This window comes from Bacillus sp. B25(2016b) (genome assembly GCF_001679765.1).
Classification (GTDB): Bacteria; Bacillota; Bacilli; order Bacillales; family Bacillaceae_G; genus Bacillus_A; species Bacillus_A thuringiensis_K.
The window spans coordinates 3,541,539-3,555,171 of the sequence record NZ_CP016285.1 but is presented as its reverse complement, the minus strand read 5'-3'; the positions used below and the strand labels follow the sequence as shown (position 1 = coordinate 3,555,171).

Here is a 13,633-nt window from a genome sequence, read left to right as displayed (position 1 = left end):
GCTACTGAAATCAGTAGCCGTATTAACGATGTTCCGCTGTAATTTATTAAGACTTTATAAGAGCATCTGTTTAAAGGAGAGAATTTAATATGCAACAATTAATCGCAGAAATTACAAAAGGCCAATTAAAAACTGACCTTCCTTCATTCCGTCCTGGTGACACTTTACGTGTACACGTAAAAGTTGTTGAGGGAACTCGTGAAAGAATTCAGCTTTTCGAAGGTGTTGTAATTAAACGTCGTGGTGGCGGAATCAGTGAAACATTCACAGTTCGTAAGATTTCTTACGGTGTAGGTGTTGAGCGTACATTCCCAGTTCACACGCCAAGAATCGCGAAAATCGAAGTACTTCGCCGTGGTAAAGTACGTCGTGCTAAGTTATACTACTTACGTAACCTTCGCGGTAAAAAAGCACGTATTAAAGAAATTCGATAAGACATGTATGGGAGCTTGTAAATGCACAAGCTCCCTTTTTCCAATCTATATGAAATTTTGGTATAATACGAGCAGTTTACATAACCGTGGAGGGGAAATGCATGAAAAAAGAGAAGAGTTCACTTTGGGAATGGATTAAAGCAATTTTGATTGCTGTTGTATTAGCTGGTGTTATTAGACAGTTTTTCTTTGCGCCAATTCTCGTAGACGGGGTATCGATGGCACCTACTTTACATGATCGTGATCGAATGATTGTGAATAAAATTGGTTATCACATTGGAGATCCAAAACGCTTTGATATTATCGTATTTCGAGCAACAGAAGATAAAGATTACATTAAGCGTATTATAGGCCTGCCAGGCGATGAAATAGAGTATCGTAATGATAAACTGTATGTTAACGGAAAGGCTTATGAGGAGCCGTATTTAGACAAGCAGAAAAAGCAAATTGCTGACGGACCGCTTACATATGATTTTAATCTTGAAGAAATGACAGGCAAGAAAACCGTTCCAAAAGATCAATTATTTGTTTTAGGTGATAATCGTCGTTTTAGTAAAGATAGCCGTTCAATCGGTACGATTTCAATGGATCAAGTAATTGGTAAAGCTAATATGTTATATTGGCCGTTAGAAGACGCACGTATTGTGAAATAAATGAAAAAGAAGGTGGCAACATGGTAATTCAATGGTTTCCAGGGCATATGGCGAAGGCTAGACGCCAAGTAACGGAGAAATTAAAATTAATTGATGTTGTAATTGAACTTGTAGATGCTCGATTACCATTATCATCTCGAAACCCAATGATTGATGAAATCATTACACATAAGCCAAGGCTTGTTGTTTTAAATAAAGCGGATATGGCGGATGATCGTTTAACAAAACAATGGATCGCATATTTTAAAGAAAAAGGCCATATGGCAATTTCGATTAACGCGCAAGCTGGACAAGGTATGAAGGAAATTGCAGCAGCTTGTAAAGTGCTTGTTAAAGAAAAATTTGATAAAATGGTTGCAAAAGGTATTAGACCGAGAGCGATTCGTGCATTAATTGTAGGTATACCAAATGTTGGTAAATCTACATTGATTAATAAATTGGCAAAGAAAAATATTGCTAAAACAGGAGATCGTCCAGGTGTGACAACAGCTCAACAATGGATTAAAGTTGGGAAGGAAATGGAATTGTTAGATACACCAGGTATTCTGTGGCCTAAATTTGAAGATCAATTAGTGGGTCTTCGTTTAGCGACAACGGGTGCAATTAAAGATTCAATTTTAAATTTACAAGATGTAGCTGTTTACGCATTACGTTTTATGGAGAAACATTATCCAGAACGCTTGAAAGAACGCTATAATTTAAATGAGATTCCAGAAGATATCGTGGAATTATTCGATGCAATTGGAAAAAATAGAGGCTGCTTAATGGGCGGCGGAATGATTGATTATGATAAGACATCTGAGCTTGTGCTTCGTGAGCTTCGTGGTGGCAAACTTGGAAAAATGACGTTTGAAACACCGGAAGAGTTTGCAGAGCAAGTAGAAGATGTGGAAAAAATAGAAGAAGTATAAGACGTGCGTTTGTGCGTCTTTTCTTTTTGGATATGTTTAAAAAGGAGCTTGTATAAATGCAAACTATGACGATAAAAGAAGCAGAAAATGTATTGAAAGAAATTATGAATGAAGAAGATGATCGCTTTCAACTGTTAATGAAAGATGATCGAAAAGGTGTTCAAAAGCTCGTTTTGAAGTGGTATAAACAAAAAGAGTTAGAACAGAAAGAAAAAGAGAAGTTTTTTGAAATGTCCAAGTATGAAAATGCTTTGCGTGAAAAAGGGGTCACATATATTGCGGGTATTGATGAAGTAGGGCGCGGGCCATTGGCTGGGCCTGTTGTGACGGCAGCTGTCGTTCTTCCTGAGGATTTTTATATTCCAGGGTTAAATGACTCGAAAAAGTTGAGTGAAGCGAAACGTGAGCGTTTTTATGATGAAATAAAAGTACAAGCAATTGCAATTGGAGTAGGAATTGTATCACCGCAAGTTATTGATGACATTAATATTTACCAAGCAACGAAACAAGCGATGTTAGATGCAGTTGCAAATTTATCTTGTACACCCCAACATTTATTAATTGATGCGATGAAGCTTCCTACACCAATTCCGCAAACATCAATTATTAAAGGTGATGCGAAAAGTGTTTCGATTTCAGCAGCATCCATTATCGCAAAAGTAACGAGAGATCGTATGATGAAAGAACTGGGAGAGAAGTATCCTGAATATGGATTTGAGCAACATATGGGATATGGCACAAAGCAACATTTAGAGGCAATTGAAGTGCATGGAGTACTAGATGAACACCGCAAGTCATTCGCACCAATTAAAGATATGATTCAAAAATAAGCTGTAAATATACAGCTTATTTTTTTATTTTGGCATATAAACATTACTATTTTCGAAAAAGAATAAAGCGATTTCAGTTTTCTGACACTTTATTGTAGACAGCGTGCCAATCATCTTATACAATGGCAATGTAATGTTTTTTAAACATTAAAAAACTTTTCGAGTAAAACAGGAAAACAGGGGAGGATGGGACCATGAATATCCATGAGTACCAAGGTAAGGCAGTCCTTAGAAGCTATGGGGTTAGCGTTCCGAACGGGAAGGTTGCATTTACAGTAGAAGAAGCTGTAGAAGCAGCGAAAGAATTAGGAACAGATGTATGTGTAGTGAAAGCACAAATTCACGCTGGTGGACGCGGCAAAGCTGGCGGAGTAAAAGTTGCAAAAAATTTAGATGAAGTTCGTACATATGCAGAAAGCATTTTAGGAACTACACTTGTGACACATCAAACAGGTCCTGAAGGTAAGGAAGTAAAACGCTTACTTATCGAAGAAGGTTGCGATATTAAAAAAGAATATTATGTAGGTCTAGTTTTAGATCGTGCAACTTCTCAAGTTGTTTTAATGGCGTCTGAAGAAGGCGGAACAGAAATTGAAGAAGTAGCAGAAAAAACACCTGAAAAAATCTTTAAAGAATATATTGATCCAGCAGTAGGCTTACAAGGTTTCCAAGCGCGCCGAATCGCATTTAACATCAATATTCCAAAAGAGCTTGTAGGACAAGCTGTGAAGTTTATGATGGGCTTATATCGTGCGTTTATCGAAAAAGATTGCTCTATCGCTGAGATTAACCCACTTGTTACAACAGGTGAAGGTAAAGTTATGGCATTAGATGCAAAATTAAACTTTGATTCTAATGCATTATATCGCCATAAAGACATTTTAGAGCTTCGTGATCTTGATGAAGAGGATTCAAAAGAAATTGAAGCTTCAAAATACGACTTAAACTACATTCCTTTAGATGGAAATATCGGTTGTATGGTTAATGGTGCAGGTTTAGCGATGGCTACAATGGATATCATTAAACATTACCACGGTGACCCAGCTAACTTCTTAGATGTTGGTGGCGGTGCAACTGCAGAAAAAGTTACAGAAGCATTCAAAATTATCCTTTCTGACAAAAATGTAAAAGGTATCTTCGTTAACATTTTTGGTGGCATTATGAAGTGTGATGTTATTGCAGAAGGTGTTATTGAAGCAACGAAACAAGTAGGTCTTGAGTTACCTTTAGTTGTACGTCTTGAAGGTACAAACGTAGAACTAGGTAAGAAAATTTTAAATGAGTCTGGCTTAAATATTGTTGCAGCAGAATCTATGGCAGACGGTGCACAAAAAATTGTTTCACTAGTGGGCTAATAGAAAGCGGGGGAGAAAAATGAGCGTATTAGTTAATAAAGATACAAAAGTTATTGTTCAAGGTATTACAGGTTCTCAAGGTTTATTCCATACAAAACAAATGATTGAATACGGTACGAAAATTGTCGGTGGTGTAACACCAGGTAAGGGCGGCACTGATATTGAAGGTGTACCAGTATTTGATACAGTAGAAGATGCAGTGAAAGCAACAGGCGCAAACGCTTCAGTTGTATACGTTCCACCCGCTTTTGCGGCAGATGCAATTATGGAAGCTGTTGATGCAGAAATTGATTTAGTAGTATGTATTACTGAAGGGATTCCTGTATTAGATATGGTAAACGTAAAGAGGTATATGGCGGGTAAACATACACGTTTACTTGGACCAAACTGCCCAGGTGTAATCACACCGGATGAATGTAAGATTGGTATTATGCCAGGATATATTCATAAAAAAGGTCATGTTGGTATCGTATCTCGCTCTGGTACATTAACGTATGAAGCTGTACATCAGTTAACACAAGAAGGTATTGGCCAATCTACTGCTGTAGGTATCGGCGGAGACCCTGTTAACGGTACAGACTTTATTGATGCTTTAAAAGCATTTAATGAAGATGAAGAAACACATGCTGTAATTATGATTGGTGAAATCGGCGGTACAGCAGAAGAAGAGGCAGCTGAATGGGTAAAAGCTAATATGACAAAACCTGTTGTAGGCTTCATTGGTGGTCAAACAGCGCCTGCTGGCAAACGTATGGGCCATGCTGGTGCAATCATTTCTGGCGGTAAAGGGACTGCTGCTGAAAAGATTAAAACAATGGAAGCTTGTGGCATTAAAGTAGCTGAAACTCCAGCAGTTATGGGAGAAACGCTAATCTCTGTTTTAAAAGAAAAAGGTTTATTTGAGACTTGTAAAAACTATTAATCTGTTGAAAGACACCTTCTTACTTGAGGGTGTCTTTTTAGACTTTTTCTGTTTACATAATAAAAATTATGGGTAAGGAGAATCAAGATGAAAAGAGAGAGATTATTACATCTTCATTACTTGCTAGCAGATTATTGGAAAGCGATGGAGAGGCTACTATATGTCGATCCAGAATTAGAGAACATATATAATTTTAACGAAAAACAAATGGAATACTACACTGGAATATCCTCGGAAAAATCTGCAGAACTAGTAAAATTTCTTCAAAGTTCAAGTCTTCCGCAATATATATCGTATTTAGAGAAAAATCGTATTTTTTATATAACGATATGGGATGAAAATTATCCACAATTATTACATGAAATACAAGACCCCCCCCTTCGTTTTATATGGAAAAGGAGAGGAAAATTTCCTGAATAAAGTAAATAAATTAGCGGTTGTTGGAACGAGAGAACCATCATTATATGGTCATAAGAGTTTGAAGTTTATTTTACACCCTTTATTAGAAAGAGAGTGGCTTATTGTCAGTGGGTTTGCAAAAGGGATAGATACAATGTCTCATGAGATTACAGTAAGGCATCATTGCCCGACTATTGCGGTATTAGGGCACGGATTGTCCTTTATGTATCCGAAAGAAAATAGACATTTATATGAAATGTGGAAGGAATATATATTGTTATTGACAGAGTATCCGCCGCACTATGCACCGAAAAAATGGTATTTTCCAAAAAGGAACCGGATTATTAGTGGCATAAGTAAAGGTGTTTTAGTTGTAGAAGCGAAATCAAGAAGTGGAACACTTATTACTGCAGACCTTGCGTTAGAGCAAAATAGGGAGGTGTTTGCGCTTCCTGGACCTATATTTATAGAGGGGGCATCGGGAACGAATCATCTTATTCAACAAGGAGCAAAACTAGTAAGAAATGCAGAAGATATCTTGGAAGAGATTTTAAATTAACCTTATATTTTTATGTTTTTATTAAACAATTATTGACAAATGGTAGATTGGCACTGTATGGTATATTCATTCTTGATTGACAAAAACAAGAGAAATCAATAAGATTAATGAAGACTTGAATCCACCTCTTAAGGAGGCACTAGCATGTCAGATTACCTCGTAATCGTGGAGTCGCCTTCTAAGGCGAAGACCATTGAGAAATATTTAGGGAAAAAATACAAAGTTGTCGCGTCTATGGGACATGTTCGCGATTTGCCAAAAAGTCAAATGGGGATAGAAGTAAAGAACAACTTCACCCCGAAGTATATTACCATTCGTGGTAAAGGTCCCGTCTTAAAAGATTTAAAATCAGCGGCCAAAAAAGCAAAGAAAGTCTATCTCGCGGCCGATCCAGACCGCGAAGGGGAAGCAATTGCTTGGCATTTAGCGAATACGTTAAATGTGGACGTTGAATCAGATTGTCGAGTTGTGTTTAATGAGATTACGAAAGATGCAATCAAAGAATCATTTAAACATCCTCGTGCAATTAATATGGATTTAGTGGATGCACAACAAGCAAGACGTATACTTGATCGTCTTGTTGGTTACAATATTAGTCCTTTATTATGGAAGAAAGTAAAAAAAGGATTAAGTGCAGGACGTGTACAATCTGTAGCAGTTCGTTTAATCATCGAGCGTGAAAGGGAAATTCAAAACTTTGAACCTGAAGAATTCTGGACAATTAAAACAGAATTTGTAAAAGGAAAAGACACATTTGAAGCAAGCTTTTACGGTGTAGATGGTGAAAAAGTTCAATTAACAAATGAAACGCAAGTGAATGAAATAATTGAACAGATGAAAGACAATGCGTTTTCAGTTGAAAATGTAACGCGCAAAGAGCGAAAACGTAATCCTGCATTACCGTTTACAACATCTTCCTTGCAACAAGAAGCAGCACGTAAGTTAAACATGCGAGCAAAGAAAACGATGATGCTTGCACAGCAATTGTATGAAGGGATAGATCTTGGAAAACAAGGAACTGTAGGTCTTATTACGTATATGAGAACTGATTCAACACGTATCTCAGAAACAGCTCAAACAGAGGCTCGTACTTATATCACTGAAGCGTATGGTACGGAATACATAGGAACAGAAAAGAAGAAAGAAACGAAAAAGTCAAATGCACAAGATGCGCATGAGGCAATTCGTCCTACTTCGGTAATGAGAAAGCCAGAGGAACTAAAAAGTTTCTTAGGTCGTGATCAACTTCGATTATATAAATTGATTTGGGAGCGATTTGTTGCAAGTCAAATGGCGTCTGCTATAATGGATACTGTGACAGCGAGACTCATTAATAACAATGTTCAGTTCCGTGCAAGTGGATCGGTTGTAAAGTTCCCAGGATTTATGAAAGTGTATGTAGAGTCAAAAGATGATGGTGCTGAAGAAAAGGATAAGATGTTGCCGCCTTTAGAAGTAGGGGAAACTGTATTTTCAAAGGATTTAGAACCAAAGCAACATTTTACACAACCTCCTCCGCGCTATACAGAGGCTCGTCTAGTAAGAACACTTGAAGAACTTGGAATTGGAAGACCGTCGACATATGTACCTACACTTGAAACGATTCAAAAGCGTGGGTATGTAGGCTTAGATAATAAACGCTTCGTTCCGACTGAACTTGGTGAAATAGTAATTGAACTTATTTTAGAGTTTTTCCCAGAAATTATTAACATTGAATTTACTGCCAATATGGAGCAAAGCCTTGATGAAGTAGAAGAAGGAAATGCGAATTGGGTAAAAATTGTTGATGATTTCTACGTAGGTTTTGAACCGCGTTTAGAAAAAGCGGAAAAAGAAATGCGTGAAGTGGAAATTAAAGATGAACCAGCTGGGGAAGATTGTGAATTATGTAATCACCCAATGGTCTTTAAAATGGGTAAATACGGGAAATTTATGGCTTGCTCGAATTTCCCAGATTGTCGTAATACAAAGCCGATTGTGAAAGAAATCGGTGTTACTTGTCCAAAGTGTGATAAGGGTCAAATTATTGAACGCCGTAGTAATAAAAAGAAACGTCTTTTCTATGGGTGCGGTACGTATCCGGAATGCGACTTTGTATCTTGGGATAAGCCAATTGGTCGTAAGTGTCCGAAGTGCGAAGGCATGCTTGTAGAGAAAAAGTTGAAAAAAGGCGTGCAAGTACAATGTATTTCGTGCGATTATGAAGAAGAACAACAAATGTGAGCGTAACTGCTCACATTTTTTTCGGGAAGAAAAGGAAAGGTGATATAAATGACAACACAAGTAGTAAACGTCATTGGCGCAGGTCTTGCAGGAAGTGAAGCAGCTTACCAAATTGCAAAACGTGGTGTCCAAGTTAGATTATATGAAATGAGACCGGTAAGGCAAACGCCAGCTCATCACACAGATAAATTCGCTGAATTAGTATGTAGTAACTCACTTCGTGCAAACACTTTAACAAATGCAGTTGGAGTTATTAAAGAGGAAATGCGCTTAATGGATTCTGTAATTATTCGTGCGGCGGATGAGTGCTCTGTACCAGCTGGAGGTGCTTTAGCTGTAGACCGTCATGAGTTCGCAGCTAAAGTAACGGAATACGTAAAGAACCATCCAAATGTAACTGTAATGAATGAAGAAATTACAGATATTCCAGAGGGACCGACAATTATTGCTACAGGTCCATTAACATCTCCTGATCTTTCTGCAAAATTGAAAGAATTAACAGGAGAAGATTATTTCTACTTCTATGATGCTGCAGCCCCAATCGTAGAAAAAGACAGCATTGACATGAATAAAGTATATTTAAAATCGCGCTATGACAAAGGGGAAGCTGCATATTTAAATTGCCCAATGACAGAAGAAGAGTTTGATCGTTTTTATGAGGCTCTGATTGCTGCTGAGACAGTGCCTTTAAAGGAGTTTGAAAAAGAAATTTTCTTTGAAGGTTGTATGCCAGTAGAAGTTATGGCAAGTAGAGGGAGACAGACGTTAGTATTTGGACCTATGAAACCTGTTGGATTGGAAGATCCAAAAACAGGGAAAACGCCATATGCTGTTGTTCAGTTACGTCAAGATGATGCAGCGGGAACTTTATACAATATCGTAGGTTTCCAAACACATTTAAAGTGGGGACCACAAAAAGAAGTGCTACAGTTAATTCCGGGATTGGAAAATGCAGAGATTGTACGTTATGGTGTAATGCATCGTAATACGTTTATTAATTCACCCAATTTGCTTCGTCCAACATATCAATATAAACAACGTGATGATTTATTCTTCGCTGGTCAAATGACTGGAGTAGAGGGATATGTTGAATCAGCAGCATCAGGATTATTAGCAGGGATTAATGCTGCGCGTCTTGTGCAAGGTGAAGAACCAGTTGTATTACCACCAGTAACTGCAATGGGTAGCATGGCAAATTACATTACGGCAACGAACGCTAAAAACTTCCAACCGATGAATGCGAACTTCGGTCTATTTGCACCGTTAGAGAAGAAGATTAAAAAGAAAGCTGAACGAAATGAAGCGTACGCAGCACGCGCTTTAGAAACGATTCGAAATTTTGTAAATATTTAGTTAAATTTCTTGCAAAGGCTACTAAGTTGTGATACGATTTAGTAGCCTTTATTGAGGTGAGTTGTGTGAATGTGAAGAAATTGTTACAATTATTCGTTGGATATTTACAAATTGAAAGAAATTATTCAAAATATACAATTGCAAGTTATCAAAATGATTTAGAACATTTTGTGCAATTTATGGAACGAGAAGGCATATCCTCTTTTTTAGACGTTACATACGCGGATGTTCGTTTGTACTTAACGACGTTGCACGATGAAAAGTTAGCCCGTAAATCTGTCGCAAGAAAAGTATCAAGCTTACGAAGTTTATATCGTTTTTTGATGCGTGAAGGTTATCGAAAGGATAATCCGTTTGCACTTGCGTCACTCCCCAAAAAAGAATTGTCAATCCCAAAGTTTTTATATGCTGAAGAGTTAGAGGAATTATTCGAAGTTTCTGACACGGAAACGCCATTAGGTCAAAGGAATCAAGCTTTATTAGAGTTGATGTATGCGACTGGGATCCGTGTGAGTGAATGTGTCAATTTACAACTTACCGATATTGACTTTGCGGTGGGAACAATTTTAGTAATGGGAAAAGGAAAAAAACAAAGGTATATTCCATTTGGAAGCTATGCGCAAGATTCTTTAATTACTTATATAGAGAATGGGAGAAAACAGTTAGTTAATAAGACTGACGAAGACTCTCATATGGTATTTTTAAATGCGAAAGGTACACCGCTAACAAGTCGTGGAGTTCGTTATGTTTTAAATGAAATCATTAAAAAGGCTTCACTGACAATGCGGATAAGTCCCCATATGTTAAGGCATACATTTGCTACACATATGCTAGATGAAGGGGCAGATTTACGTACTGTACAGGAGCTATTAGGCCATGAGAATTTGTCGACGACACAAATTTATACGCATGTCTCTAAAGAAAGATTGCGTTCTGTTTACATGAAGCATCACCCGCGGGCATAAATTGCTTTAAAAGCTATAAAAACAAATAAAGGAGTTTTTTCTATGGGAAATTTCCACGCTACAACGATATTTGCAGTTCATCATAATGGAGAATGTGCAATGGCTGGAGATGGCCAAGTGACGATGGGAAATGCTGTTGTAATGAAACATACAGCTCGTAAAGTTCGTAAGCTTTTCCAAGGTAAAGTTTTAGCTGGTTTCGCAGGATCAGTTGCTGACGCATTTACTCTTTTTGAAATGTTTGAAGGGAAATTAGAAGAGTATAATGGCAACTTGCAACGTGCTGCTGTTGAAATGGCAAAACAATGGCGTGGCGATAAAATGTTACGTCAGCTAGAAGCGATGCTCATTGTCATGGATAAAACAACTATGCTCCTTGTTTCAGGTACAGGAGAAGTGATTGAACCGGATGATGGTATTTTAGCAATTGGATCTGGTGGGAATTATGCACTTTCTGCAGGTCGTGCTTTAAAGCAATATGCAAGTGAATACTTAACAGCGAAGCAAATTGCGAAAGCGAGTTTAGAGATTGCTGGCGATATTTGTGTTTATACGAATCACAACATAATTGTTGAAGAATTGTAGAATCGTAAGGGAGGCATTTTATATGCATTTACATTTTACTCCGCGCCAAATTGTGGAAAAATTAGATCAATACATCATCGGTCAAAAAGACGCAAAGAAAGCGGTTGCTGTAGCGTTGAGAAATCGATATCGTCGCAGTAAATTAGCTGAAAATTTACGTGACGAAATTGCACCTAAAAACATCTTAATGATTGGACCGACAGGTGTTGGGAAAACAGAGGTAGCACGACGAATGGCGAAACTCGTTGGAGCACCTTTTATTAAGGTTGAGGCTACAAAATTCACAGAAGTTGGATATGTGGGTAGAGATGTAGAGTCGATGGTACGTGACCTGGTGGAAACATCGGTTCGTATTGTAAAAGAAGAAATGGTAGTGAAAGTTCAAGATAAAGCAGAAGAGCAAGCGAATCAACGTCTTGTTGAAATTTTAGTGCCGAGTCCGGAGAAGCAATCTGGATTTAAAAATCCATTAGAGATGCTTTTTGGAGGCGCTCAAAATTCGAATCAAACGTCTGATACACAAGAAGATGTTGAAATCGAAAAGAAACGTCAAGATGTGGAGAGAAAGCTTGCTGCAGGGCTTCTTGAAGAAGAAATTGTATCGATTGAAGTGACTGAACAACAGTCTTCCATGTTTGATATGTTACAAGGAACTGGCATGGAACAAATGGGAATGAATTTCCAAGATGCGCTAGGAAGTTTTATGCCGAAAAAAACGAAAAAACGTAAACTTTCTGTAAAAGAAGCAAGAAAACTCTTGACAAATGAAGAGGCACAGCGCTTAATTGATATGGATGAAGTTACACAAGAGGCTGTTTATCGTGCTGAACAGCTCGGGATTATTTTTATTGATGAAATTGACAAAATTGCTGGTAAGCAGTCGAATAGCGTAGATGTATCACGTGAAGGTGTGCAACGTGACATTTTGCCAATTGTAGAAGGATCGAATGTTGCGACAAAATACGGATCAGTAAAAACGGATTATATTTTATTCGTTGCAGCTGGAGCGTTCCATATGTCTAAACCGTCGGATTTAATTCCGGAATTGCAAGGGAGATTTCCGATTCGAGTAGAATTAACAAAATTATCGACAGACGATTTTGTTAAAATATTAATCGAGCCTGACAATGCGTTAATTAAACAATATATGGCATTATTAGCGACTGAAGGTATAGAAATTGAATTTTCAGACGAAGCTATTCGTAAGATTGCTGAGATTGCTTATCAAGTTAATCAGGATACAGATAATATTGGAGCAAGAAGACTTCATACGATTATGGAGAAGCTCCTTGAAGATTTATCGTTTGAAGCATCTGAAATTACGTTAGAGAAAATAACGATAACACCTCAATACGTTGAGGAGAAATTAGCAACAATTGCTAAAAATAAAGATGTGAGCCAGTTTATTTTGTAATAGTGTCATCAGGTGACTCGCCCTAGTTTCCAAGTGATGAAAAAATATGTGAGTAACATGTAGGAGGAACTTTTGAAATGGAATTATTAGCAAAAACGAGAAAATTAAATGCGTTATTACAGAGCGCAGCAGGGAAGCCTGTAAACTTTAGAGAAATGTCTGACACAATGTGTGAAGTAATCGAAGCAAACGTATTCGTAGTTAGCCGTCGTGGTAAATTACTAGGTTATGCAATTCACCAACAAATCGAAAACGAACGCATGAAGCAAATGCTTGCAGAACGTCAATTCCCAGAAGAATATACACAAAGCTTATTCAACATTACAGAAACATCTTCAAACTTAGATGTGAACAGTGCTTACACAGCATTCCCAGTAGAAAACAGAGAATTATTTGGTCAAGGTTTAACTACAATCGTACCAATCGTTGGTGGCGGTGAGCGTCTAGGTACATTAGTATTAGCTCGTCTTGGTCAAGAGTTCTTAGATGATGATTTAATCCTTGCTGAGTACAGCTCAACTGTTGTAGGTATGGAAATCTTGCGTGAAAAAGCAGAAGAAATTGAAGAGGAAGCACGTAGTAAAGCTGTTGTTCAAATGGCGATCAGCTCATTGTCTTACAGTGAGTTAGAAGCAATTGAGCACATCTTCGAAGAATTAAATGGAACAGAAGGTTTACTTGTTGCAAGTAAAATTGCTGATCGCGTAGGAATTACTCGTTCTGTAATCGTAAATGCACTACGTAAATTAGAAAGTGCTGGTGTTATTGAGTCTCGTTCTTTAGGTATGAAAGGAACATACATTAAAGTGCTAAACGACAAGTTTCTACAGGAACTTGCTAAATTAAAAACAAACTAATTTATAAAAAACTCTCCTCGATTGAGGAGAGTTTTTTTGTGCAATGTATAGATGGTGCCTGTGAAAAGTGTCATAAGCGTGTTTTCTGGGAAAACTATTAATTGTATTTACTTTTTTGCTTAAAAGAAATGAAGGTTGGTAATACTAGAATTCGAGTATGAACAAAGAAAGTT

The 13,633-nt window shown here is 37.5% G+C and carries 12 protein-coding genes and 1 pseudogene; all 13 read left to right on the top strand.

The window, feature by feature from the left end:
- Window positions 1–89 precede the first annotated feature (89 nt).
- The 13 genes and pseudogenes from rplS (at window position 90) to codY (ending at window position 13,460) form a co-directional block, all read left to right on the top strand.
- Window positions 90–434: a 50S ribosomal protein L19 gene (gene rplS / locus BAQ53_RS17995; RefSeq protein ID WP_001186516.1), complete on the top strand. Its 345-nt coding sequence runs from the start codon at window positions 90–92 to the stop codon at window positions 432–434.
- A gap of 101 nt (window positions 435–535) precedes the next feature.
- Window positions 536–1,087 carry a signal peptidase I gene (lepB, locus tag BAQ53_RS17990; protein WP_000711853.1) on the top strand — a complete coding sequence of 184 codons (552 nt, stop codon included), beginning with the start codon at window positions 536–538 and terminating at the stop codon, window positions 1,085–1,087.
- Between the two features lie 20 nt (window positions 1,088–1,107).
- A complete protein-coding gene (gene ylqF / locus BAQ53_RS17985; protein WP_000236702.1) occupies window positions 1,108–1,998 on the top strand; it encodes a ribosome biogenesis GTPase YlqF in 891 nt (296 codons plus the stop codon).
- A gap of 56 nt (window positions 1,999–2,054) precedes the next feature.
- On the top strand, window positions 2,055–2,828 hold the full coding sequence (locus tag BAQ53_RS17980; protein WP_001194265.1) for a ribonuclease HII: 774 nt from the start codon (window positions 2,055–2,057) through the stop codon (window positions 2,826–2,828).
- Between the two features lie 194 nt (window positions 2,829–3,022).
- A complete protein-coding gene (sucC, locus tag BAQ53_RS17975; protein WP_001020791.1) occupies window positions 3,023–4,183 on the top strand; it encodes an ADP-forming succinate--CoA ligase subunit beta in 1,161 nt (386 codons plus the stop codon).
- Between the two features lie 19 nt (window positions 4,184–4,202).
- Entirely contained in the window at window positions 4,203–5,105 is a 903-nt protein-coding gene (gene sucD / locus BAQ53_RS17970; RefSeq protein ID WP_000115178.1) for a succinate--CoA ligase subunit alpha, read from the top strand.
- Window positions 5,106–5,192: 87 nt separating this feature from the next.
- A pseudogene (dprA, locus tag BAQ53_RS17965) lies at window positions 5,193–6,063 on the top strand (DNA-processing protein DprA).
- Window positions 6,064–6,207: 144 nt separating this feature from the next.
- Window positions 6,208–8,286: a type I DNA topoisomerase gene (topA, locus tag BAQ53_RS17960; RefSeq protein ID WP_001286963.1), complete on the top strand. Its 2,079-nt coding sequence runs from the start codon at window positions 6,208–6,210 to the stop codon at window positions 8,284–8,286.
- Between the two features lie 48 nt (window positions 8,287–8,334).
- On the top strand, window positions 8,335–9,639 hold the full coding sequence (gene trmFO / locus BAQ53_RS17955; protein ID WP_000213002.1) for an FADH(2)-oxidizing methylenetetrahydrofolate--tRNA-(uracil(54)-C(5))-methyltransferase TrmFO: 1,305 nt from the start codon (window positions 8,335–8,337) through the stop codon (window positions 9,637–9,639).
- Window positions 9,640–9,704: 65 nt separating this feature from the next.
- Window positions 9,705–10,604, top strand: coding sequence for a tyrosine recombinase XerC (xerC, locus tag BAQ53_RS17950; RefSeq protein WP_001101242.1), 900 nt, complete (start codon window positions 9,705–9,707; stop codon window positions 10,602–10,604).
- Between the two features lie 42 nt (window positions 10,605–10,646).
- Window positions 10,647–11,189, top strand: coding sequence for an ATP-dependent protease proteolytic subunit HslV (gene hslV / locus BAQ53_RS17945; protein WP_208906145.1), 543 nt, complete (start codon window positions 10,647–10,649; stop codon window positions 11,187–11,189).
- Window positions 11,190–11,211: 22 nt separating this feature from the next.
- Window positions 11,212–12,603 carry an ATP-dependent protease ATPase subunit HslU gene (hslU, locus tag BAQ53_RS17940; protein WP_000550078.1) on the top strand — a complete coding sequence of 464 codons (1,392 nt, stop codon included), beginning with the start codon at window positions 11,212–11,214 and terminating at the stop codon, window positions 12,601–12,603.
- A gap of 77 nt (window positions 12,604–12,680) precedes the next feature.
- Window positions 12,681–13,460: a GTP-sensing pleiotropic transcriptional regulator CodY gene (gene codY / locus BAQ53_RS17935; protein ID WP_000421290.1), complete on the top strand. Its 780-nt coding sequence runs from the start codon at window positions 12,681–12,683 to the stop codon at window positions 13,458–13,460.
- Window positions 13,461–13,633 lie beyond the last annotated feature (173 nt).